A 21,418-nucleotide genomic window follows, 5' to 3' on the forward strand; every position below is an offset into this window, starting at 1 on the left:
ATGCCCCACCCCCGGCGCGGCGCTGCTAGTGGTGCTGTTCCGTGTAGTGCGCGCGGAGCAAATCAGCGCCCCAGTCGTGGCGGACGTGCCGCCAGACGGAGTGGGCGTGGTTGCCATCGTCCTGAGTGTTGTCGTACTCGATGAGGAAGTCCGGAGCCCGGACACAGTAGTAGTGCCGGTCCCCGGGAACGAGGCCGCCGGCCCAGGCGAAGGAGAGCGTCTCCAGTCCCCGCGCCACGGCATCGGACCAGCATTCCTGCGCGTACGCCGCGGGCGCGCGGTCGAGATAGCGGCGTACCAGCCCTTCAAGCAGCCGCCGCTGACGAGGCGTCATGTCCTCGTGCGGCAGGCCGGCCGGCAGCAGGGCCGGATCGGCGAACGGGTCGGCGCGGATCAGGATGTCCTCCGGCGGCGCGGCGGCGAACACCGCCTTCGCGCGCCGGCCGGCGCCCAGGTCCGTGACGAGCTCCCGGGCCAGGTCCTCCTCCGGCCCCAGCAGCCGGCGGCCGGCCTGCGGGCCATCGGCGATGCGCGCCGGCTCCGCCCCGATGAAGTGCGGCGTCACCCGCATCCCCACCGCCGTGATCAATACGTGTACGGCGAGGTGGTGGCCGTTCATCCGCGAAGTGCGGCGTCACCCGCATCCCCACCGCCGTGATCAATACGTGTACGGCGAGGTGGTGGCCGTTCATCCGCAAGGCCCAAGGACCATCGCCGTCCGGGTCGCCAAGGAGCCGCACCCAGTAGCGGTCTGCGCCCGTGGCGCCGACCATGGCGCGGCGGTGCCGCTCCACCTCGACCGCTCCGCGCGCCAGCTCCGCCCCCGGTGCGCTGTGCGCCGCGACCAGCAGCGCGTCGACGGCCTCACGCTGCTCGCCGCCGAGACCCTCGGTGGCCAGCCCGGGGCGTGATCCCGGCAGATACGTCCACTCCCGCAGTTCGGGCGCGTCCAACCGGGCGGGGCCCGCACGCAGTTCGCGCACCTGCTCAGGCTCCAGCACGGCCAGCAACGCGTGCACGGCCTCCCGCATCTCCGCGGCCGTCGCCTTCACTTGATACCCGCACATCGCTCGTCCTCCTCCCCGTCGGCGCCCGGTGCGGCGCCCCTGTGATCCATGAAGCCCCGCCATCTTGAAGTCGCAGGTCATCGGGGTGGCATGGCGTCGTGCTGGGGTGCTCGTGCTGGTCGCGAGCGGCAGTCTGTGTCCTTGATCGTCAGGCAGCGGTCAACGCCGGTCTGCTCGTTTCCAGGTCGTCGTTTCCAGGTCGCGGAGGCGTACGGATTCGTAGGCTCGCGGGATGACGGAGATCAACGAGGTCGCCGAACGCGTCGCAGCCCGCCGGGCGGAGCTCGACGAGGAGGAGAAACTCCTGGCCGAACGGCTCGATGCGGTCCGCGCCGAGCGGGAGGAACTCGCGGTGGCGATGCGCGTGTGGGAACGAATGCACGCCCAGCTCGACGCGGAGAAGCCGTCGACGCAGGCGGAAACGGCTCAAGTGGGCGGGCGCGGTGTGCTGTTGGTCCCGCACCGGAAGGCCGACGCGGGCGAGGACATCCTGCCGCCGGACTACCAGCGGCTGATGAAGATCGCGCGAGATGCCGGTGGTCCGGTCCGGGTGAAGGACGTCGGCGTCGAGCTGGACCTCGAGGTCGAGGTGAAGGGCCGGCTGGAGCCGCTGCGCGGCAAGCTGAGCAAGCTCGCCGGGCGGGGATGGCTGCGCAAACTGCCTGACGGACGCTTCCAGACCGCACCGTAGGTACGGCGTCGTACCCGTAACCGGCGTGTCCCCGGCGGCCGTTGGCTCGACGTGTGCATGAAGAGGATCAACGAGCCTGCCGGGGACACCGGCTTCCCTGTCTACCAGTGCCGCCTGCCGGTGTCCCGGAAGACCAACGAATACTGCACCGATCTGCTGAGCCGCCACCTGAAGAAGATCGGCTCCCGCTGGCGCCGTCTGGCACCCGGACGGATCGTCGTCATCGTGCTCGCCGTGCTCCGCCGCGACCAGCGCATCGCCGACATGGCCGGCGGCAACCAGGTCGGCGACACCACCGTGCGCCGCTGGCGCGACGAACTGATATCCCTGCTCGCGGCCCACGCACCCCGTCTGGACCGCGCGTGCAAGAGGATCGCCAAGCGGGGCGGCGAAGCCGTCCTGATCGACGGCACCCTGATCCCCACCGTCCGCCGCACCGGCAGAGCGAACCGGCCCAACTACTCCGGAAAACACCGCCGACACGGCCTGCACTTCCTCGCCCTGACCGACGGGAAGGGCCGCCTGGTCTGGATATCCGCCGCCCGCCCCGGCCGCACCCACGACATCACCGCCGCCCGCCGCGACCACATCCTCACCCACCTGCGCACACCGCCGGGCTCGGCGCCTTGGCCGACCTCGGCTTCCTCGGTCTGGACGACAATCCGGACCACCCGGTGATCGTCACGGGCTACAAGGCCACCCGCGCCCGCAAGCTCACGCCCGGCGATAGGGAAGCCAACCGCGTCCTGGCCGCCGCACGCGCCCCCGTCGAGCACGGCTTCGGACACTTGAAGACCTGGCGCATCCTCACCAAGCTCCGCACCGACCCCACCCGCGCCACCGATCTCCTGCGCGCCCTGCTCGTGCTCACCAACCTCGAAGTGAACCGCTGACAGATGGGCTTGGCCCAAGACTGCCGCCCGCGACCAGCACGAGCATCCCGACAGGAGATCACGCCACCCCGATGACCTGCGACTTCAAAATGGCGGGGCTTCTCTATATCGAGAGGCGGGATGGCTGAGGGCGGGCGAGGCCCTCGACGATCTCCTCGGCGACCGCGGCAGGAAGGTGCTCCTCGGCGAAGGCGACGGCGTCGGCGACCGCCTTGTCCGCGGCAGGGAGGTGAGCGGCGAGCAGATGCCACACGTGTCCCATCCCCGGCGCGACATCCAGGCGCAGGGGTACGGAGTCCTCGGCCAGCTTGGCGGCCAGCCTGACCGCGTCGCTGAGCATGACCTCGTGAGCGCCGGTCTGGATCAGAACCGGAGGCAGTCCGCGGGTGTCGGCGAAGACCGGCGAGGCCAGCGGGTTGTTCCGCGGGGCGCCGCCCAGGACGATGTCGGCGGCGCGGCTCAGCCCCGAACGGTTGACGGACGGGTCCACGCCGTCCAGCGTGAACATCGTGGCCCCGGTGTGTTCGAGGTTCGCCCAGGGGGAGATGGCGATCGAGGCGGCCGGCATCGGAAGTCCCTGGTCACGGGCGGCGACCAGGGCGCTGACTGCCATCGCGCCACCGGCGGAGTCGCCGGCGAGCACCACGTTGTGCGGTTCGGCGCCTTCTTCCAGCAGCCAGCGGTAAGCGGTGACGGCGTCCTCGATGGGGGCGGGGAAGACCGCCTCGGGCGCGAGCCGGTAGTGCGGGACCAGAACGCGGGCGCGCAGGCGTCGGGCGAGATCGCCGACCAGGCCACGGTAGCCCTGCGGGTCTCCCGCCAGGTAGGCGCCACCGTGGAGATAGACCAGGTGCCGGCCGGGGACGGCGTCCGCGGGAGTCGCGCACTCGGCGGCCACCCCGTCCGCGTCCACGGAGTCGAAGGTGACCCCGTCCGGTGCCGGAAAGCTGTCCTGGAAGAACGTCCGGTAGGCGAGCCGGGCGTCCTCCAGAGTGTCGGGGCCTACCCCGGCGGCAGCGTCGATGACACCGCCGCTGCGAGTGGCCCATTCCTGGTAGAAGACGGGAACATCGATCGAGACCATGGCAGGTCCTCCTTGTCGCAGATGCACAGCGGCCGCGTCCTGGCCGCCCTGCGAGTCTCAGGCCCTCACATTTATGTGAAGGTCAAACGGAGGCCCGAAGGCGACGCCGTACGCTCGGCGGCATGAGGATCGGAGAACTACTGGAAACGAGCAGACCGGCGTTGGCCGCTGCCTGACGATCAAGGACACAGACTGTCGCTCGCGACCAGCACGAGCACCCCAGCACGACGCCATGCCACCCCGATGACCTGCGACTTCAAGATGGCGGGGCTTCAGTGACACGGAGGCCGCGAACAGCACCCTCCACCTGCGCCATGCCGAGGACGCCGTGAGAGCCCTGGAAGCGAGCCTGACCCGGCCGCGGCTCCACTCGCGCTGCCGAACGCACCTATGCGTTGCGCCAGGCTTCAAGAAATCGTTGGCGACCTTCCTCGCCTTCCTGCGACACGCCACTGGCAAGTAGGACGTGCCAGGCGGTGGTCTCGGCATCCTGCAACCACAGCTTCCCGAGGTATCGAGCGCCACCGACGAACACGCGATGATCCAGAGCGTCGCCGATCACCTTGGCGACCGCATCCCGCTGCTTGTCGTCGAGTTCATCCAGGAAGCCGAGAACTCGGCCGGCAATGCCACCCTCATTCCCGTTGAGCAGGTAGTCGAAGAAGGGACCACCCGCGTTGCCAGGCACGATGTTCCACACGGCCTGACCTCCAGCCAGCGTCAGCGCGTCCCAGAACTCTCGCCCTTCCGGTGTGCCTGGCAACGGAAGCGCTGCGAAGAGGTCTACGAGGTGACCGTTCGCCGCTTGGTTGTACGAGACATCGCAGGCTGCGGCAGCAGCAATGTGCGCAATGAGCCCCGCATTCAGATCGCTCTCCGCTGGCCGGTCCAGAGAGATGTTGTGCACGCGGGCGAGGTGCTTGCCCAGCTCGTCATCCGCGTCTACGTATCGCCGGACGATCACAGGTTCCCCCAGTTCAGCGTCAGTTGGCGTTCTCTATCTGCCACACTGTCGAACGCGCGAATGCCCTGCTCGGGAGGCGTGGAACAACGTCCGGAACGCACATGCTGCTGACCTGATCGAGTCACCCCAGCCGGACGAAAGCGGCCGACTAAAGGTCCAGTACGGCACGCAAGGCCGCGTCGACGCGCGCCATCGCTTCAGAGTCCACTGTCCCGACGTGCGTGGCCCCGTCGAACCGGGTCGCCCGAAGCTGCTGAAGATTCACAGCGACTGCAGTGCACGGCAGCGGGTCCCCGATGACCACGGACATGGCGGTGTCCGGATACCGGCCCGAGGGATGCAGCACGATCGCGAGGACCGCCCCGAACGCCTCCTCAAGGCCATCGAGCGAGACGACCAAAACACTTCGGCCATCGGCGAGCGTCCAAATCTCGCCCCGCCTCACAGGGTGTCGCTCTCGCCCGCCAGGTCGTCACTGAGGCCGAGCGCGGCAAGCCGCTGCGCGCCGTCGAGTACCGCCTGTCGGCGAGCAGCGCGCACGATGTAGGCGTTGAGCGAGAGGCCGGCCGCTTCGGCTTCCGCGCGGATCGAGGGATCAAGGTCATCGGGGATGCGCAGTGTCATCACAGTCATGCAACCACAGTAGCCACCATAATTCGGTGGCGTCAGATGGTGGCGAAGATTCCCGCTTCGGAGCGCGGAATGAGTGGTCCCGCAGAACAACGTAGGGAAGTCCGACCTTCGGAGCGGCGTCCGCTCAACGGTTGGACACCAGAGCCCAGAGGCTCAGGACCAGCCCGCCAGATGAGATCCCCAGGTGGATCCCGACCCAGAGCACCCAGATCTTCACCCTCGAAATGCGCGGGAACTCAGCCCAGTGCTCGTGTCGGTTGTCTGCGATGAGGTCAGACAGGTTCAGCCCTGGATGGCGAAGCCCGACCTCACGCCGCAAACTGTCAGCCAGTCCGGAGTGGACAGCCCAACGCTCTCCGTACTTGGCACAAGCCACAGCGCCGAAGGCTCCCAGGACGAACATCGGCAACGTCACCCCGAGCGAGGACGTGCGCAGGCCCCCATGCTGTGCCAGGAAACCGAATCCGGCCGCAGCGACCACGATCACGACGCTGGTGAGCGCCGCACGTTGATTCTCCATCTGGCGAGCCTCGTCACGCTGGCCCCTCCACAGCTCAAGCAAGACATCTGTGTCGTCTGCCATCCCGTCCCCTATGCCGACCTTCAGCAAAGCGCAGAATCGACCGTGCCCCAAGAGCAAACCGAGCCTACGGGCGGCCGAAGCCGCCAGCACCACAGTGGCTCGACTTTCGCTGGCACAGGACAGTGGCACCGAACACCTGTGACTGAGTGCTTCAGTTGGCCCCATCGGCCATGTAGAGCGCTCAGGTCGCGAGGCTCTGCCCGGGGAAAGCGTCCAGCGGCGCACCCGTATCCGGAAGGTGGGTCTTTGCGAAGACTGTGGCCTGGGAGGGTGTACGTGGGCCGACCTGTGACGGCTCGGGACCAGGTGGGCCGGGCGTCCTGGCGTTGGCCGTTCGCCCCCTGCCAGGGTCTTGCTCCGCGTCCGCCGGCGCCGGCCTGGCGGGCGTCCAGACCGGCGGACGGGCCGTCGTCACGCAGGGACGCCGAGCGGCGGGTGCTCGAGCACGCGGGGCTTGTACTCGACCAGTTGGATGCGGCCGTCGAAGGTGCGGTGCTCGGTCATCTCGAGGGCAACGTCCGGATAGCCGTCGTAGATGCGTTCTTCGCCCGTGGCCCCGGTGATCACCGGGAACATTACGACCCGGAAGCGGTCGACGAGCCCGGCTCGCAGCAGGGACCGGCACAGGCTGAGGCTGCCGATCGTGCTGAGGAGCCCCGAGCCGCTCGACTTCATGGCGCGGACCGCCTCGACGGCGTCGTCGCGGACGAGCGTGGAGTTAGCCCACGTCAGTGGCTCCTCGAGTGAGGAGGAGAACACCACCTTGGACGCTTGCGTGAGCTCGTCCACGGACGCCTCTTCTTCGGGCCTGAACTCGTCTTGGCCCATTGGGACCTCGCCCGCGGCAAAGCCCGACATCAGACGGTAGGTGTTCGCTCCCATCAGGTAGGTGACCTCGGGCTGCTCGCCGAGCCAGGCGAGGTACTCCGGGCCCTCCAGGCCCCAGAATCCGGGCCATCCCTCTCCCGAGGCGTGGCCGTCGAGGGAGGTGATGAAGTCGACGAGAAGCTCCGACATGGCGGTGTCCTTTCCTGGGGTGTCACGAGCTTGGACCGGCCGGGAGCCACAAACTCATCGGCTGCGCTGTGGAGTAACGAGAAAACGGGCCGGACCCACCGTCACGCTCAGCCGGGCCAGGTACAACGCTCAGGGGCCAACTGAAACGCTCAGTCACACACAGGTGTCCGGTGCCCTGGTGCTCCCCTTGTCTAACAAATCGAACATGTGATCTAGTCGAATGCATGGAACCTTCGATTCCCGACGACCTAGTACGCATGCAGCGGGAGTGGAGCGCGACCTACGCGCAGCTTGCCCAGCAGCCGGGTCACACTGCGCTGCGCCGCCGATTGCTGAAGCTCTCCATGGCTCTGGCGCGGCATCCGCTGAGCCCTGCCAAGCGGGCCGAGCTGCGGCAGCGTGCTCGCTCGGGTGGGACCGGGCAGTGAGTCTCACTGAGCGCCAGGTCCAGATCCTTCGCTGCGTCAGAGATGCGATAGCCGAAACGGGAGAGTGCCCCACCCTCGAAGAGATCGGGGCCAGGGTGGGGCTGAAGAGCAAGTCGGCCGTGCACTACCAGTTGAAGCGCCTCGAAGCGCTCGGGGCCATTGCTCGTGTTGGCGTCGACGCCCGGGCGTACCGGCTCGCCTGAGCGTCGACTCCGTTCCGCGGGGCCGCCCAGGTGGGCTCAGTTGCAGCCCGGAATGACGCCCTCCGGTGAATACGCGGTGACGTTGATCAGAGCGACTACCGAGCCCAGCACTCCGCCTCAGGTCACAGCGTTGATCACTCAAAACAAGAGCAGTCTCTTCTAAGGACTTGGCCGCAGGTTCGAGTCCTGCCCGGGGCGCGTTCACGAGTGAGAGGCGTATGCCGCCTCCGGCAAACACCACCGGCATGCCCGCGGCATCGCCGAATTCATCGCGCGCACGCCCACCCGTCGATACGCTTTCAGGGCCAGGCAGTGTGCCACCAACACCTGCTGTGCGGGCGAGACTTGTCGTGCGGCGGGCGGCGGCGTGCGGTTGGCGCGCCGGCTCCACGAGGGAAGCGGGAAGAGCTATGAGCCACGTCCGAGTGGAGACCGTCGCCCTCGACGCGGGCGGGAGCAGGCAGATTGCCACCAGGACGCGGACGACGTCGCCGCTCAATGGCCGCGCCGCCGAGCTCGAGGAAGCCATTGTGCAAGCGTCGGCCATCGCGCAGGGGTCACTGGCCCAGGTGCCCGCGCGCCAGGGCTGGCAGATCTCCAGCATGGAGGTCACCTTCGGTCTCACCCTCGCCGCCGAAGCCGGAGTCATCCTCTCCAAAGCCTCCGCCGAGGCGTCCTTCGAGGTCACCCTGACCGTGGAGCGGACGTAGGACGCCCGTGACCTGCGGACCGTACTGGGTGGATCTGCACCGGGCCGAACAGCGGCTCGGCGGCGGCTTCCTGCTGACCAACTGGCTCGTGCTCACAGCACTGCACTGTCTGCGCGGTCTCGCGCAGATCGATGAGCGGGTCGATGTCGTCCTCGCCGACGGCCGCCGCCTCGCGGCCCACGTCAGCAGGCTTGACGCGGAGGCGGACCTGGCACTCGTCAGCATCACGTCGCCACAGCGTGCGGCCCCTCAGATCCCGAACTCGGGGCCCGCCAGGATCGGCGGCCGCTGGCGGGGCCCGTACCGCCCCGCGGCCAACGACGTGGAGCTCAGCGGACGCATCGACACCAGGGCAGCCGCGTACCTGTGCGAGGGCGGCGGCATCATCGAGGCGCTGCAGCTGTCGGCGGACCAGCTCCTGGGTGACTACTCGGGCTACTCCGGCGGCCCGGTCGAGGACACGACGTCCTGCGACGGCCCCGCCCCCGAGCACAACGGGAGCAAGCAGGACGCGGTGGTCGTCGGCATCCTCCTGGAGCAGGCACCGGACCGGACCGTGGCCGACCGCGCGGCCAACGTCCTCTTCGCGGCCACCATCGCGGAGGCGATGCGTCGCTTCAACTACCTGGACGTCGCCCACCTCGTCGACGTGCTGCGGCCGCCCCTCGACGCGGAGTCCGCCGTCGCGAGCGCCGTATCGCCCCAGGCTGCCCGAGGCACTACGGTCAACCCCTTGGTCAACTCCATGGCCGCCAAGGCCGACGAACTCTTCGAAACCATCCAGGAGTGGTCCGCGCAGGGCGTCATGGACCCGGCCCAGATCTCGGAGCTCACCTTCATGGTGGCAAAGCGGAAGATCCAGGCCGAGCTCGGCGAGGGCGGTGCCCCGTGACGGGTGAACTCCGGCTCGCGCGAGGGCGGCACCGCCCGCAGCGGCTCTGGCGCCGCGCGCTGTCCCATGCGCGAGCCGCCCTCAGCGGCGACCTCGAAGCCCAGGCCCGCCTCTTCGACGATCTGTCCCAGCTGCGCCACTCCGCCTCCGCCCTCCGTCCGGCCACGGCGGCGCGCGACCTCACGATCCTCATCTCGTTCCTGGATGCGCTCGGCCACCACGACGCCGTCCAGTCCCTCCTCGACGACCTGGCCGCAGGGATCCTCCAGGACTCTGTGCGGGTCGATCACGACGCCGCGTGCCGCAACCAACTGGCCGTCGTTCTGGCATGCCGTGGACAACTCACCGCGGCGGCCCACCTGCTGGACGACGTACCGTCATCGGACACCGGCGCCGAGACCACGGCGCTCAGGGCGCACACCCTGGCCAATACCGCCGCTGTCGCCCTGCGGCTCGGCGACATCCCGGCGGCGGCGGATCAAGCTCGCCAGGCACTCGACATCCTCACCGCGGGAACCGCCCCCGAGTCCCACCACGACGTACAACTGCTCGCGCTGGCCGTCAGCACGGCCGCAGCCCGCGCGATGGGCGAGGACACCAGGGCTGACACCCTTCTGGCTGAACTTGACGCCTCCGTCCGGGACTTGGTGCGCAAACGCGGCAGCGACCACCCCACATCCCTTTCCGCGCTCGTCACACTGGCCTCCGCTGAATCCTCATCGGCACGCGCGGCCGGCGACTGCGAGCGTCTGGAACGGGCCACGGACGTCCTTGCCATCGCGGCCCAAAAGGCGTCGGCCCTGATGGGTCCCGAACACCCGCAGGCGATCTCAGCGACGCTCGCCCTCGCAGCAGCGGAGTACGAGGCCGCCAGCGGCTCCGGGTCCCGGCAGCGCGTCGACGACGCCAAGGAACTGATGGCGGCGGCCGCCGAGCGGGCGGGGGCCCTGCTCCCGGACGCCAGTGCAGCGGGGAACCCCCGGGCCCCCCGGGACAGCGAAAGCACCAGAAGCTCCGAGGCCGCCGCCCGAGACTTGGCCCAACTCGCCATCGGCGAGTTGGGCGATGTTGCAGCCGTGAATACTGAAGTCGCCGCCGCGCAGGAGGAAGTGCACTCACAGCAGGCCGATCCTCCTCCCGTTACGGAACAGCTGAGTGCACCTGAGTACGCGAGCCCCGCCGTCGCCAAGGCATCCCGGCCCCACCAGTCCTCTGCAACAACGGAGGCACCAGCCCCGACGTCCGCCACCGCGCTCAACCGGCGCCTGGCTGCCTTCATCACGGAGGCCGAATTCACTCATGCCGGACTGGCCCGCCGGATCGACCAACTCGGCCAGGAGCACGGCCTTGATCTGAGGTACGACGAGACGTCGGTCACCCGATGGCTGCGTGGTCAGCAACCACGCGGCAGCACCCCGGCCCTGATCGCCGAGGTCTTCGCCCGCCGACTCGGACGCAGAGTGTCAGCGACAGATCTCGGCCTTGATCCGATCACGGTGTATGCGGGCTTGGAGTACGCGACCACCCAACAGGAGGCCGTCGACATCGTCAGTTGTCTGTGGCGAAGAGACTCCGGCGATCTCGTCGAGCTCCGCAAAGTGGCCTTCACCCCGTCGGGACTAGTGGTGCCTGCCCGCGACTGGATTATCGGGCGGGCCGATGAACGAGTCGCGCAAGATCCCCACACGCAGCCGCGAGCTTGGTATGGCGGAAAGGGGCCAACTCAAGTCCTTCCGGGCGACATCTCTGCCTTGCGCTCGGTGAGCGACCTCTTTCGCACGCTGGACGAGGCTTATGGCGGCGGCCACGCGCGGCAGGCACTGATCACTTACCTCGCGCACCAGCTGGAGCCATTGCTGCGTGGCACGTATGACGAGGAGACAGGTCGCCGCCTCTTTGCGGCGGCCTCCGACCTCACCAGGCTCGCGGGCTGGACGTCCTACGACATCGCCGCGCACGGAATCGCCCAGCGCTACTTCGTGCAGGCCTTGCGCCTCGCACAGGCGGCCGGGGACCGGGCATACGGTGCCTACGTCCTCGTCACCATGAGCCAACAGGCCGTCTACCTCGGGCACGGGCGGGAAGCGGTACAGCTCGCGCGCGTGGCGCAGCAGGGGGTCGGTACCAACGTCCCGCCCATCGTCCAAACGCTGCTTTACGCAGCGGAGGCGCGCGGGCACGCGTTGCTGGGCGAGGTTCGAGCCTGCACCGCTTCCCTCACGCACGCCGACCGGGCGTTTGCGACCGCCCGGCCCGGCGATGAGATCCCCCGCTGGGCACGCTTCTTCGACGAGGCGCAGCTCTTGGACGACTTCGCTCACTGCCACCGCGACCTCCTGCAGTTCCGGGCTGCCGCCGGGCACGCCGAACGGTCCCTGCAACTGCGCGCCCCCGCTTACGCTCGCAGCAGCCTGCTCTGCAAGGTCGTCCTTGCCACTGCCCGCCTCGGCCTCGGTGAACTCGACCAAGCCTGCCAGCTGGCTGCCGAGGCAGCCGGACAGACGGCAGGGATGAGGTCGATCCGGGTGATTGAGTACATCAAGGACTTCGAACGGCGCCTCGAGCCGTTCCGTGGCACAGCGGATGTACGTGCGTATTACAGGCGCGCGTCGGCTGGATGATCCCGGGTAGAGGGGAGCAGACGCTTGGCGCTGCTCACGTTCGTGCGGCTGCGGCTGGGATTGCCGCAAGTGACCGCCCTCCGGGTCCGAAACAGACGTATCCTGCCACGCCCACATCACGGCTCAGCACCCACGTCGAGCATCCGCACCGCCCCGCTACCAGCGCATTTGCCCGCTCAAACGGGCGCGCAGCGCTAGGACCTGTCTGACAAATGATCACCTGGTTGGTTCGCGAAGCCAGAGGATCAGCGAGGCCAGGACGACTCCGGCACGGTAACGGGTGGCGAGCTTGTCGAACCTGGTGGCGATCGCACGGAACTGCTTGAGACGGGCGAAGCATCGTTCGACCGCGTTGCGGTCGCGGTAGATCTCCTTGTCGAAGGCGGGTGGGCGGCCGCCGAGGTTGCCGCGTCGGCGGCGGTTGGCAACCTGGTCGCGGCGTTCGGGAATCGTGGCAGCGATGCCCCGGCGCCGCAGCAGGTGGCGGATCGCTCGGCTGGAATAGGCCTTGTCGCCCAGCACCCGCGTCGGCGTCGTGCGCGGGCGGCCCGTGGCGATGCGTGGGATGCGGATCTCGTCGAGGGTCTGGGCGAACGCGGTGGCGTCGTTGGCATTGCCGGGCGTGAGCACGATCGACAATGGCAGGCCCCGGCCATCGACGGCGAGGTGGACCTTGGTGGTCAGTCCGCCGCGGGAGCGGCCGAGGGCCTGACGTGTCTGCGAATGGCCCGGATCTTCCAGTTCGTCCCTGCCTGCGGCCCCCTTTTGCGTGCGCCGACAGCGTGCTGATGGGCCCGGTTGATCGTGGAGTCGACGGCGACGGTCCACTCGACCCGGCCCACCGCGTCGTCACGGACCTGGACCTGCTCCAACAGCCTTGCCCAGGTGCCGTCCGCCTCCCAGCGGGCGAACCGCTCGTAGACGGTCTGCCACGGCCCGTACCGCTCGGGCAGGTCGCGCCAAGGAGCCCCGGTCCGCAGCCGCCACAGCACACCATTAACCATCTGCCGATGATCACGCCATGGACGGCCACGCCCGTCCGCCTGGGGCAACAGGGGCTCAATCCGCTCCCACGCCACGTCCGTCACCTCACCTCGACCTGCCACAAGGTCAATTATCAGACCGGCTATAGAGTCCTGCCTGTGGCGAATCATCAGGACGAGACCAGGGCGGCCTACGACGGAGTCGTCGAGCTGTACGCATCGCTGTTCGCAGACCGGCTGGAGACACAACCGTTTGCCCGAGCCATGATCGGCACCTTCGCCGAACTGGTGCGCGCGACGGGCAACCTGCGGGCAGCTGACGTCGGGTGCGGGCCCGGACATCTGACGGCCATGCTGCACGAACTGGGCCTGGACGCCTTCGGACTCGACCTCTCCCCCGGCATGGTCGACCACGCCCAGCGGGCCCATCCGGCGCTGCGCTTCCAGGAGGCGCGGATGGAGTCCCTGCCGATCGAGGACGGCGTGCTCGGCGGCGTACTGGCCCACTACTCGATGATCCACACCCCTCCGGGGGAACTGCCGGAGCTGCTCGCCGAGCAGGTACGCGTCCTGGCGCCGGGTGGCCTGCTCCTGGTCTCCTTCTTCGGGACCGACGGACCGGAGCCGGTCCGGTTCGACCACAAGGTGGCGCCTGCCTACAGCTGGCCGGCGGACCGCCTCGCCGAACTGCTGGCCGATGCCGGGCTCGTTCCCTTCGCCCGACTGCTCCACGATCCGGCCTCCGAACGGGGCTTCCTCGACGCCCACCTGCTGGCCCGCCGTTCGTAGGTCCTGCCTGGCAATACCCGCCGGACGGTCGGAGCGCCTCCGGACTGCCGGCTCGGCGGACGCTCGCTGATCCGACGGGAAGTGTCAGACAGGCCCTAGACCGCTCGCAGGACTCTGTCCCATTTTCCGTCTGCTGACCAGCGGCGATGCCTGTTGTATGCCGTCTGCCACTTTCCGAACCGTGCCGGTAGATCCCGCCATGGGATACCGGTCCGTTGACGGAACAGGATCCCGTTGATCACCTGACGGTGGTTCTTCCAGCGCCCTCCGCGTCCCACGTTCTTCGGCAGGTGAGGCCGCAGCCGGGCCCATTCCTTGTCCGTCAAGTCACCGCGCCCCACCTCGACCGGAACGATCAGGATCCAGGCCGGTCACGCGACCCATCGGACAGGCCCTAGCCCTCGGCCCGCGGAACTCGTACCGAAGTAAGCCAGTCCGCCGACGGCGTGTTCTTCCCGGCCACCGCGTCCCGGTACGCCTCGCGCAACGCGGTGGTGACCGGTCCGGGCGCGGGCAGTGCGGTGGGGCGGTCGTCCAGGGACTCGACGGGGACGATGCCGATCGCGGTGCCCGTGAGGAACAGCTCGTCGCAGGTGTACGCCTCGGCGTGGGACAGGGGGCGCTCCTGGACGGGGATGCCCGCCGCGCGGGCGAGTTCGAGCACCGTGGCGCGCGTGATGCCGGGCAGGATGCCCTCGTGCACCGGAGGCGTGTGCAGCACGCCGGATCGTACGAGGAAGACGTTCGCGGCGGAGCTCTCGGAGAGGTGACCGGCGTCCGTCAGCAGGAGCGCGTCGTCGTAGCCCGCCCGTACGGCGGCCAGCTTGGCGAGCGAGGAGTTGAGATAGGCGCCCGTGGCCTTCGCCAGGGGCGGGATCGTGTCCTGGTGGGTGCGGCGCCAACTGCTCGTCATCAGGCGCCAGTTGCGGGCAGCCTGCTCCTCCCACTCCCAGGACGCGAGGGCCACGCGCACGGCGGACAGGTCGAGGGCCACGCCCATGCTGCCGTAGCCGAGGTAGACCAGGGGGCGGACGTAGCGGGGGCCGTGTCCGCCCGCGGCGATCAGGTCGGTCGTCGCGGCGGCCAACTCGTCCTCGGTGTAGGGGATGTCCATGCGGTAGACGCGGGCGGAGCGGGTGAGCCGCGCGAGGTGGTCGCGCAGCCGGAACACGGCGAGGGTGCCGTCCGCCGTCTCGTGCGCGCGGATTCCCTCGTACACCGCCCAGCCGTAGTGCAGGGACTGGGTCAGGACGTGCACTTGGGCGTCCTGCCAGGCGACGAGGCGGCCGTCCATCCAGATGTACTCGGCCGGGGTCAGCACGGTCATGGGGTGCTCCTCGTGGTGGGCCGCAGGGTGGGGGCGTCGATGCCATGGCGGCGGGCGAGCGCGTACAGCGCCCGTGCCGTGTCGGTGTCCAGCCGGATGCCGAGCCGGGCGGCCTCGCGTGCGCTGCGGCACTCCGGGTCGCCGGGGCACAGCACGGCGGACGCCTCCGCCGCCGGGGCCGCCCGGGTCGTCTCGACGAGGTCGTGCAGCCGCCCGTCGAAGGCGCCGCGGCCGCCGAAGAAGGCGGGGTCCAGGCAGAGGAGGAAGTGCGCCACCCGGCGGCCGCCGGTTCGCGCGCGTTCCATGTGGTCGAGCTCCCAGTCGAGCGGCGCGTCGGCGAGCGCGGCGGTCAGCAGTGTCACGGCCATCCCCAGGCCCTGCCCCTTGTACCCGGGGCCGACCGGCGACAGCGCCGCGACCTCGGCGGCGTCCAGGACGCCGCGGCCCTGACCGTCCGCCGCCCAGCCCGCTTCGAGCGGCAGGCCGCGGCGCCCCCGCTCCCGGACCTGGCCCAGGCACACCTGGCTGGTGGCCATGTCGAGGACGAACTCGTGGTCGCCCGTGCCCGCCGCGACACTGAGCGGATTCGTGCCGAACAGCGGATCACGGCCGTTGTACGGCGCCACGCGCGAGGAAGCGGACGTCATCGCCCAGCCGGCCATCCCGGCCCGGGACATGGCACGGCTGTGGATCGAAGCGGCCGCGAAGTGGTTGGAGTTGCGCACCACGACGACCCCGACCCCGAACTCCGCGGCCCGCCGCACCGCCTCCCGGGCTCCCACCGCGCCGGCGACCACCCCCAGCGCCGCGTCGGCGTCGAGCAGAGCCGTCGGACCGCTCTCCCTGACCACCTCGATCCGCGGCGCGGCGTTGGCGATCCCGCGCGCGAGGTCGTCCAGATAGCCGGGCAGCAGCCGCAGCCCGTGCGTGTCGATCCCGCGCATCGACGTCTCCACGAGCGCGTCGGCAACGATCGCGCACGCCTCGTCGTCCACTCCGCGCTCGCCAAGGGCGCATACCGCGATCCCGCGCGCCGTGTCCGCGTCGACGCGGTACGTGCGCGCGCCCGGGCCCTCCGTCCTGGGCCCCGAATTCGACACTGACTTCGGCGCTGGCTTCGGCATTGGCACAGGGCTCCCCCTCCTCCATGGACGCACGGCAGGACGTGCGACAGGACCCGCGGACTGGACGGGCGGATTACAGGCCGACTACAGGACGTACGGCAGCTCGCCCGACACCTTCACGCTGGACCAGTCGAAGTCGATCCGGTCCAGGACATCGAGCTCGGCAAGCACCTGATGCAACCCGCTGTAGTCCCGCAACAGTGCCGTGCGCCCCGCCGACCGGCAGTCCTGGAGCATCTCCGCTCCGCCCTCGACCCCGACCAGGCGCATGATCGCCTCCCATGCGCGGTAGTCGTTCGCGGAGTAGGCCCCCAGCGCCTGGCACAGCGCGTCGAGCAGGAACCGCTGCTGTTCGTCGGTGAGTTGGGGGTAGAGCACCTTGAGCAGTTCACCGCTGATCGAGCCGTGGCACACCTCGTCGTGGCGGTGCAGCCGCGACAGCGCCACGTTCATCGGCTGCACCCCTTCGGCGCCCGCGACCAGTTCGAGATAGGCGCCGATGGACAGTTCGGTGGTGGTGGAGAACGCGAGCGTGAGCAGGCTGCGCTGCCAGCGCTCCGAGGCCCGGTCAGTGAGTTGACGGTGCGTCACAGGGACGTAGGGCAGCGGGAGTTCCTTTTCTCGGTACTGCGCGCCGCGCCGTGCGCGGGTCACGTCGCTGGCCATCCGGTGCATGAGGATGTGGTACTGCTCGTCCACCATGGCCTGCATCAGTGAGACCTCCAGCGCCTCCCCCCACAGCCCGGGGAACTCACCGCGCAGGATCAGCCCGAAGGCCGGGTTGACGACATGGGTCTCGGAGTACTCGGTGTTCCGGTTCAGGGCGATCATCGCCCAGGTGAGGATGGACTCGCGCTGCTGCGGCAGCAGTTGGCAATAGACCGGGTGGTCGGCGAAGGGGACGATCTCCTCGGGGTAGTCCGGCAGTGCGGGGTCGAACAGGTCGAGCAGGGCGGAGTCGTCGCGCTTGACGGTGGCCCTGCGCCTCCAGTTGGCGGCCAGGCGGTGGATGACCGGGTTGTCGACGGCACCGAACACCTCGGAGCCGAAGGCGTCTTCCTCGAAGTTGCTGACGAACCGTTCGTCCATCGTTCAGGTTCCTCTCGGGCTCCGTTGGGGTTCCCCCGCCGTGCGGCTCGGCTTGCCGTGCGGGACGTCCACAGGCCGTGCCCCGGACGCCCGCGGGCGAGGAGACGTACGCATGGACCGCTGGGCGAGCCCCACACCGGTCAGGACGGTGGCGACGCCCACGCACTGCACGGGCGTCAGCGTCTCGCGCAGGAAGAGGTACGCGGCCCCCGCCCCGGCCACCACCTCCAGCGTCGCGAACAGGCTCGCCGCCGACGGCGCCAGGAACTGCTGCGCCGCGATACCGCTGAGATACGCCACCAACGTCGCCACGAACGCGGCCCACAGCACGACCGCCCAGACGGGGGCGGACACCGTCTCGTAGCGGACCGTGTCCCCGAGGGTGCCGTAGGGGAACGCGGTGACGGGAGAGACGACGTTCAGCGCGAGCGCGCCGATCGCGATACCGAGGGCGGCCACGGTCACCGGATCGTGGCGGGCCAGTGCCCGCCCGGCGACCAGGAAGCGCACCGACAGCGCGGCCGCGGTGCCCAGGGCGGCGAGCACCCCGATCACGTCGAGGCGCAGCCGCGACCACACCTCACCCACGAGCAGCAGCCCCACGAGCACCACGGCGGTGCCCGTCCAGACCTGCCGGGGCTGCGGGACGCGCCGCACGCAGCGCAGCCACGCAACGACGATGACTGGGGACAGGAACTGCAGCACCACGAAGACGCCGACGGGAATGCGGGCGACAGCCACCCCGCACAGCGTCTGCAGGGTGGCGAAGGAGAAGATCCCGAGCACCGCGATGACGCCGTAGGCCTCCCGGGCCGCCGCGACCAGCGCGCGGGGCCGGGTGAGCGCGACGAACGCCAGGAGCAGCACCGCCGCGATCGTCAGCCGGGCCTGGGCGATCTCCATCGCCGAGAGGCCCGCCGAGTCCAGGACCTTGGTGGCAGGACCGACGGTGCCGAAGGTGCAGGCGGACACCACCGCGAGCGCGACACCCGTGGCCGGGGCCGTGCTCGGCCCGAGGTCGGTCTTCAGCGCGGGCCCCCTTGCCGTACGGGCACGCCCGGGGCGGCCCCCGCGAGGAACGGCCGGTCGTGGTCGGCGAACGGCGCCAGTTCGGACCACCACTGCGCCTGCGGGTCCCACCGGGCGTGGAACGGCCGCCCGACCAGATCCGCGTCCCGGGCCTGGAGGAAGCGCAGTGCGAACGCCCACTCGCCGCCGGGCAGCCGGGTCGGCCCGTCCACCGTCACCTTGCCCTCGGTCGTGGACATCACCGGGCCGCGCGCGGTGCGCCCCAGACCCGAGAGACGCGTCGTCGCGCTGCGGTGGATCTCGTACGCACGCTGGATCGGCAGCCCGAAGTAGCGGCGCGCACCCGTGTCCCGCTCCATGAACAGGTAGTAGGGGTGGATGCCGAGGGCGATCTGGGCGCGCCAGGAGTCCGCCCACACGGCCGGGTCGTCGTTGACGTGCCGTACGACCGGCGCCTGCGAACGCAGTTCGGCGCCCGTCGAGCGCAGCGCGGAGACGGCGAGCCGGGTCAGGTCCGGCTCCAGCTCCCGCGGGTGCGAGACGTGCACCATGACGGCGACGTGCCGCCCCGCCCGCGCAAGGCGCTCCAGCAACCGCAGTAGCGGCCCGGCGTCGGGGTCGGTGACCAGGCGCGCGGGATGGAAGGAGAGCGCCTTGGTGCCGATCCGTACCGTCGTGATGTGTTCGAGTCCCGGCCGCAGCAGGGCCTCGACGTACGGTTGCAGGAGTTCGGTGCGCATCACCAGCGGGTCGCCGCCGGTGAACAGGACGTCGCTGACCTCGGGGTGGCGCCGCAGATAGTCGGTGACGCGCCGCGGCCCGTCGTCGGCGATGCGCAGGCCCGGATCGCCGACGAACTGCGCCCAACGGAAGCAGTACGAGCAGTAGGCGTGGCAGGTCTGGCCGTGCCGGGGGAAGACAAGGGCGGTCTGGGCGTACTTGTGCTGCACTCCCTCGACCTGGTCGCCGTCGTCGTGGCGCGGGATGTTGCGGGTGAGCTGTTCGCCGGGGTGCGGATTGAGGGCGTCGCGTACGGCGGCGACGGCGCCGCGCAGCGCGACCGGGTCCCCCAGCGCGCGCTCCACGGCCCGGAAGTGCGCCGGGTCGATCATGTCGCGGTGTGGGAAGAGCAGCCGGTACAGCGGGTCGTCGGGGGCGCTCTTCCAGTCCACCAGGTGGTCGATGACATGGCCGCTGACCTTGAACGGCAGCACCTGGCTGACCACTTCGACGTCGCGGGCGAGGCCGGGGTCCGCGCACCGCTCGCGCACCAGGGCCGCGAGCCTGCGGCCGGTCACCGTGCGGGTCCCGGAGCCGTTCACGCGGCGATCCAGTAGCGCGTCAGGTGGCGGCCCTCGTCGCGGTACTCCGAACGGGCGTGCAGCATCCGCTGGTTGTCCCAGACGAGCAGGTGGCCGTCGGGGATCAGGATCAGCGTGCGGTATTGGTCGAACAGCTCGCCCACATGCCGGGCGAGGTCCGCGCCCGCCTGCCCGAGCGGCAGGTGCTCGGGCGCCGGTGCCGCGTCCAGGGCCGCGTCGTAGTCGGCGGCGGTCAGCAGGTTGTAGCTGAACCTGAGCACCGGCCGGCCGTCGTCCTCCTCGTACAGCATCGGCACGGTCACGGGCGCGCCGGTGCGCGCGCCGCCTCCCGGTCCGGGGAAGGCGAGCGGGGGGCCGGTCAGCAGGGTGTGCTCGGCGGGGCTGAGCAGTTTCTCCAGGACCTTGAGGTCGAGCAGGTCGGTGTGGCCGCCGCCGCAGCGCGCCTGCCGGTGGCAGTACAGGGCGAGATGGCGCGGGCTCGGGTCCCAGCCCGGGGCCTCGGTGTGGGCGCGGATGGTGTTGCGGCTCTGGGAGTAGGCGCGGTCGTCGTTGCCGGGGCGGTAGACGACCTCGTGTTCCACCGTGCCGGTGTACTGCGGTACGAACCGGCCGATGTCCTGCATGAGTTCGATGGCCTGCCGCTGTCCGGCCAGGCGGTCCACGACGGCGTAGCCGTCGGCCTCCAGCACGGCCCGCACGCCCTCGGCGCGTGGCATGGGCATGAGTGTTCCCCCGTTGGTCCTGTGCCGGTCCGTTCCCGGCGGCGTCCCGTGCCGCCTGTCCGACTGTTTCCGTCTGTCCGTACCGGCCGTGCGAGGCAGCCTCGCAAAGGGGTCCGGGAGCGTATTGAAGAAATCCGACCTCGCTGCGGGATGGCTCAAATCCGATATCCCGCAGTGGTTGTCCGGCAATCGCACACGCCGCTCCCGGCCCGGCGCGACGACTCACGCCGACGTGCCCGCCGGTGTCAGTCCTCGGGCAGGACCAGGCTCGTGGGCCGCCGTTCGCCGCGGTCCACCTCGGCGGGACCGGAATGCTCCAGGGCACGCGTGCGGGCGAAGCGGGAGAGGGTCCAGCCCGTCATGTTCTTGAACTCCCGGCTCAGATGGCCCTGGTCGGAGTAGCCGGACAGGGAGGCGGCCGAGGCGCCGTTGTGCCCCTGCGCCAACAGCCCGACGGCGCCGCGCAGGCGCAGGACCCGCCCGGCGGTCTTGGGCAGCAGGCCGAGCTGCTGCTCGAAGCGCCGCTCCAGGTGCCGTTCGCTCCAGCCGCATTCGCGGGCCAGGGCATGGACAGGGATCCTCCCGGCGGTGTTGTTGAGCCGCTGCCACGCCCACAGCACGCGCGCCGAGCCGCGCGGCCCGTCGAGGTGCCACTGGGTGAGCGTGGAGTCCAGCAGCGCGAACCGCGTGGCCCAGTCGGGGCAGGCCTCCAGGCGTTCGTCGAGGCACTGGAACCGGGGGCCCAGCAGGTCGGCGGGCTCCACCAGTTGGTTGGCCAGCGCGTTCATGGGCGTACGGAAGAGCGTGTACGCCGCCCAGGGGGCGATCACGATCTCCACCCCGCTCAGCCGGCCGTCGTGTTCGCCGAGCCGGGCGCGCGACTGCATCCCGGCGAACACGGACGTGTACGTGGACTTGGCGGCCTGACGCGCGCCCACGGGGTCGTACACCTTCAGCTTCTGCCCGAACAGGATCACCAACGTCGTCATGAAGTCCGGCAGTTCGAGCCGCCGCCGGGGCCGCCTCAGGTCGAACCGGAATCCGCGGTAGCCAAGGACACCGGGCCTGAGGGCGGGCGCCGGCCGAGCTGCGGCCCGCTCCCACGTTCCGTCAGGGCAGCACGTGTACCTCATCGGACCCCCCAGTCAGCGTCCCCGTGTCCGACTGCCGCCATTGTCGGCCGCGGGCATGGGGGACGGGGCGGGGGATTTGCGTCAGTATCCGGGCCCCGGCGCGAGCGGCGCCCT

The 21,418-nt window shown here is 69.9% G+C and carries 21 protein-coding genes and 4 pseudogenes; 8 read left to right on the top strand and 17 right to left on the bottom strand.

Annotation, left to right across the window (positions count from 1 at the left end):
* Positions 1–25: 25 nt before the first annotated feature.
* Both IEY91_RS42080 and IEY91_RS42085 read right to left on the bottom strand, forming a co-directional pair.
* Positions 26–619: a DUF3500 domain-containing protein gene (locus IEY91_RS42080; protein WP_229697357.1), complete on the bottom strand. Its 594-nt coding sequence runs from the start codon at positions 617–619 to the stop codon at positions 26–28.
* A 49-nt stretch (positions 620–668) separates the two neighbouring features.
* Positions 669–1,148: pseudogene (locus tag IEY91_RS42085) on the bottom strand (DUF3500 domain-containing protein); the annotation flags it as partial.
* 151 nt (positions 1,149–1,299) lie between these two features.
* On the opposite strand from IEY91_RS42085, the gene IEY91_RS31935 reads away from it, so the two are divergent.
* Complete coding sequence (locus IEY91_RS31935; RefSeq protein ID WP_189176661.1) at positions 1,300–1,758, top strand: hypothetical protein; 459 nt, start codon at positions 1,300–1,302, stop codon at positions 1,756–1,758.
* 264 nt (positions 1,759–2,022) lie between these two features.
* Positions 2,023–2,651, top strand: a pseudogene (locus IEY91_RS42705) (transposase family protein).
* 103 nt (positions 2,652–2,754) lie between these two features.
* Here IEY91_RS42705 and IEY91_RS31945 read toward each other — a convergent pair.
* The 6 genes from IEY91_RS31945 to IEY91_RS31970 form a co-directional block, all read right to left on the bottom strand.
* Complete coding sequence (locus IEY91_RS31945; protein WP_189176662.1) at positions 2,755–3,735, bottom strand: alpha/beta hydrolase; 981 nt, start codon at positions 3,733–3,735, stop codon at positions 2,755–2,757.
* A gap of 388 nt (positions 3,736–4,123) precedes the next feature.
* Positions 4,124–4,699 (bottom strand): hypothetical protein, encoded by a 576-nt coding sequence (locus tag IEY91_RS31950; RefSeq protein ID WP_189176663.1) that lies wholly within the window; start codon positions 4,697–4,699, stop codon positions 4,124–4,126.
* A 148-nt stretch (positions 4,700–4,847) separates the two neighbouring features.
* On the bottom strand, positions 4,848–5,144 hold the full coding sequence (locus tag IEY91_RS31955; protein ID WP_164327235.1) for a type II toxin-antitoxin system PemK/MazF family toxin: 297 nt from the start codon (positions 5,142–5,144) through the stop codon (positions 4,848–4,850).
* Complete coding sequence (locus IEY91_RS31960) at positions 5,141–5,332, bottom strand: toxin-antitoxin system HicB family antitoxin (RefSeq protein ID WP_229697358.1); 192 nt, start codon at positions 5,330–5,332, stop codon at positions 5,141–5,143. The genes IEY91_RS31955 and IEY91_RS31960 overlap by 4 nt, the downstream gene beginning before the upstream one ends.
* A 124-nt stretch (positions 5,333–5,456) precedes the next feature.
* On the bottom strand, positions 5,457–5,915 hold the full coding sequence (locus IEY91_RS31965; RefSeq protein ID WP_164327233.1) for a hypothetical protein: 459 nt from the start codon (positions 5,913–5,915) through the stop codon (positions 5,457–5,459).
* Positions 5,916–6,326: 411 nt separating this feature from the next.
* Complete coding sequence (locus tag IEY91_RS31970; RefSeq protein WP_164329010.1) at positions 6,327–6,932, bottom strand: dihydrofolate reductase family protein; 606 nt, start codon at positions 6,930–6,932, stop codon at positions 6,327–6,329.
* A gap of 224 nt (positions 6,933–7,156) precedes the next feature.
* Between IEY91_RS31970 and IEY91_RS42090 the strand changes: the two genes are divergently transcribed.
* From IEY91_RS42090 to IEY91_RS31990, 5 genes are all read left to right on the top strand, one after another.
* Complete coding sequence (locus IEY91_RS42090) at positions 7,157–7,360, top strand: hypothetical protein (protein ID WP_229697359.1); 204 nt, start codon at positions 7,157–7,159, stop codon at positions 7,358–7,360.
* A complete protein-coding gene (locus IEY91_RS42095) occupies positions 7,357–7,563 on the top strand; it encodes a LexA family protein (protein WP_229697360.1) in 207 nt (68 codons plus the stop codon). Before IEY91_RS42090 ends, IEY91_RS42095 begins: the two co-directional genes overlap by 4 nt.
* A gap of 410 nt (positions 7,564–7,973) precedes the next feature.
* Complete coding sequence (locus IEY91_RS31980) at positions 7,974–8,273, top strand: CU044_2847 family protein (protein WP_189176665.1); 300 nt, start codon at positions 7,974–7,976, stop codon at positions 8,271–8,273.
* A gap of 7 nt (positions 8,274–8,280) precedes the next feature.
* The gene (locus tag IEY91_RS31985; RefSeq protein WP_189176666.1) at positions 8,281–9,165 is read left to right on the top strand and encodes a S1 family peptidase; all 885 of its coding nucleotides are present in this window, start codon (positions 8,281–8,283) and stop codon (positions 9,163–9,165) included.
* A gap of 1,265 nt (positions 9,166–10,430) precedes the next feature.
* A complete protein-coding gene (locus tag IEY91_RS31990) occupies positions 10,431–11,786 on the top strand; it encodes an NsdA family TPR-like regulatory protein (RefSeq protein ID WP_189176773.1) in 1,356 nt (451 codons plus the stop codon).
* A 194-nt stretch (positions 11,787–11,980) separates the two neighbouring features.
* Here IEY91_RS31990 and IEY91_RS31995 read toward each other — a convergent pair.
* A pseudogene (locus IEY91_RS31995) lies at positions 11,981–12,892 on the bottom strand (IS5 family transposase).
* Positions 12,893–12,928: 36 nt separating this feature from the next.
* Between IEY91_RS31995 and IEY91_RS32000 the strand changes: the two are divergent.
* Positions 12,929–13,558, top strand: coding sequence for a class I SAM-dependent methyltransferase (locus tag IEY91_RS32000; protein WP_189176668.1), 630 nt, complete (start codon positions 12,929–12,931; stop codon positions 13,556–13,558).
* Positions 13,559–13,656: 98 nt separating this feature from the next.
* Here the strand turns inward: IEY91_RS32000 and IEY91_RS32005 are convergent.
* From IEY91_RS32005 to IEY91_RS32040, 8 genes and pseudogenes are all read right to left on the bottom strand, one after another.
* A pseudogene (locus tag IEY91_RS32005) lies at positions 13,657–13,899 on the bottom strand (transposase); the annotation flags it as partial.
* 53 nt (positions 13,900–13,952) lie between these two features.
* Positions 13,953–14,885: a branched-chain amino acid transaminase gene (locus tag IEY91_RS32010; RefSeq protein ID WP_189176669.1), complete on the bottom strand. Its 933-nt coding sequence runs from the start codon at positions 14,883–14,885 to the stop codon at positions 13,953–13,955.
* Positions 14,882–16,009 (bottom strand): Ldh family oxidoreductase, encoded by a 1,128-nt coding sequence (locus IEY91_RS32015; RefSeq protein ID WP_189176670.1) that lies wholly within the window; start codon positions 16,007–16,009, stop codon positions 14,882–14,884. Before IEY91_RS32015 ends, IEY91_RS32010 begins: the two co-directional genes overlap by 4 nt.
* An 84-nt stretch (positions 16,010–16,093) precedes the next feature.
* Complete coding sequence (locus IEY91_RS32020; RefSeq protein WP_189176671.1) at positions 16,094–17,098, bottom strand: diiron oxygenase; 1,005 nt, start codon at positions 17,096–17,098, stop codon at positions 16,094–16,096.
* 3 nt (positions 17,099–17,101) lie between these two features.
* Positions 17,102–18,238, bottom strand: a complete 1,137-nt coding sequence (locus IEY91_RS32025; protein ID WP_306309934.1) for an EamA family transporter — start codon at positions 18,236–18,238, stop codon at positions 17,102–17,104.
* On the bottom strand, positions 18,124–19,449 hold the full coding sequence (locus IEY91_RS32030; RefSeq protein WP_229697361.1) for a KamA family radical SAM protein: 1,326 nt from the start codon (positions 19,447–19,449) through the stop codon (positions 18,124–18,126). Before IEY91_RS32030 ends, IEY91_RS32025 begins: the two co-directional genes overlap by 115 nt.
* Entirely contained in the window at positions 19,446–20,165 is a 720-nt protein-coding gene (locus IEY91_RS32035) for a TauD/TfdA family dioxygenase (protein ID WP_229697362.1), read from the bottom strand. The genes IEY91_RS32030 and IEY91_RS32035 overlap by 4 nt, the downstream gene beginning before the upstream one ends.
* Before the next feature lie 251 nt (positions 20,166–20,416).
* Complete coding sequence (locus IEY91_RS32040; protein ID WP_189176674.1) at positions 20,417–21,160, bottom strand: helix-turn-helix transcriptional regulator; 744 nt, start codon at positions 21,158–21,160, stop codon at positions 20,417–20,419.
* Between the last annotated feature and the right edge of the window lie 258 nt (positions 21,161–21,418).

The sequence above is a fragment of the Streptomyces lasiicapitis genome (genome assembly GCF_014646335.1).
GTDB classification, from domain to species: Bacteria; Actinomycetota; Actinomycetes; order Streptomycetales; family Streptomycetaceae; genus Streptomyces; species Streptomyces lasiicapitis.

Excerpts from the sequence above, each read along its gene's own strand:
- IEY91_RS31980 (WP_189176665.1), top strand. The coding sequence starts at position 7,974 with ATGAGCCACGTCCGAGTGGAGACCGTCGCCCTCGACGCGGGCGGGAGC.
- IEY91_RS42080 (WP_229697357.1), bottom strand. The coding sequence starts at position 619 with ATGAACGGCCACCACCTCGCCGTACACGTATTGATCACGGCGGTGGGG.
- IEY91_RS32010 (WP_189176669.1), bottom strand. The coding sequence starts at position 14,885 with ATGACCGTGCTGACCCCGGCCGAGTACATCTGGATGGACGGCCGCCTC.
- IEY91_RS32035 (WP_229697362.1), bottom strand. The coding sequence starts at position 20,165 with ATGCCACGCGCCGAGGGCGTGCGGGCCGTGCTGGAGGCCGACGGCTAC.
- IEY91_RS31970 (WP_164329010.1), bottom strand. The coding sequence starts at position 6,932 with ATGTCGGAGCTTCTCGTCGACTTCATCACCTCCCTCGACGGCCACGCC.
- IEY91_RS32040 (WP_189176674.1), bottom strand. The coding sequence starts at position 21,160 with ATGACGACGTTGGTGATCCTGTTCGGGCAGAAGCTGAAGGTGTACGAC.
- IEY91_RS31965 (WP_164327233.1), bottom strand. The coding sequence starts at position 5,915 with ATGGCAGACGACACAGATGTCTTGCTTGAGCTGTGGAGGGGCCAGCGT.
- IEY91_RS31935 (WP_189176661.1), top strand. The coding sequence starts at position 1,300 with ATGACGGAGATCAACGAGGTCGCCGAACGCGTCGCAGCCCGCCGGGCG.
- IEY91_RS31960 (WP_229697358.1), bottom strand. The coding sequence starts at position 5,332 with ATGACTGTGATGACACTGCGCATCCCCGATGACCTTGATCCCTCGATC.
- IEY91_RS42090 (WP_229697359.1), top strand. The coding sequence starts at position 7,157 with ATGGAACCTTCGATTCCCGACGACCTAGTACGCATGCAGCGGGAGTGG.
- IEY91_RS31945 (WP_189176662.1), bottom strand. The coding sequence starts at position 3,735 with ATGGTCTCGATCGATGTTCCCGTCTTCTACCAGGAATGGGCCACTCGC.
- IEY91_RS32020 (WP_189176671.1), bottom strand. The coding sequence starts at position 17,098 with ATGGACGAACGGTTCGTCAGCAACTTCGAGGAAGACGCCTTCGGCTCC.
- IEY91_RS32015 (WP_189176670.1), bottom strand. The coding sequence starts at position 16,009 with ATGCCGAAGCCAGCGCCGAAGTCAGTGTCGAATTCGGGGCCCAGGACG.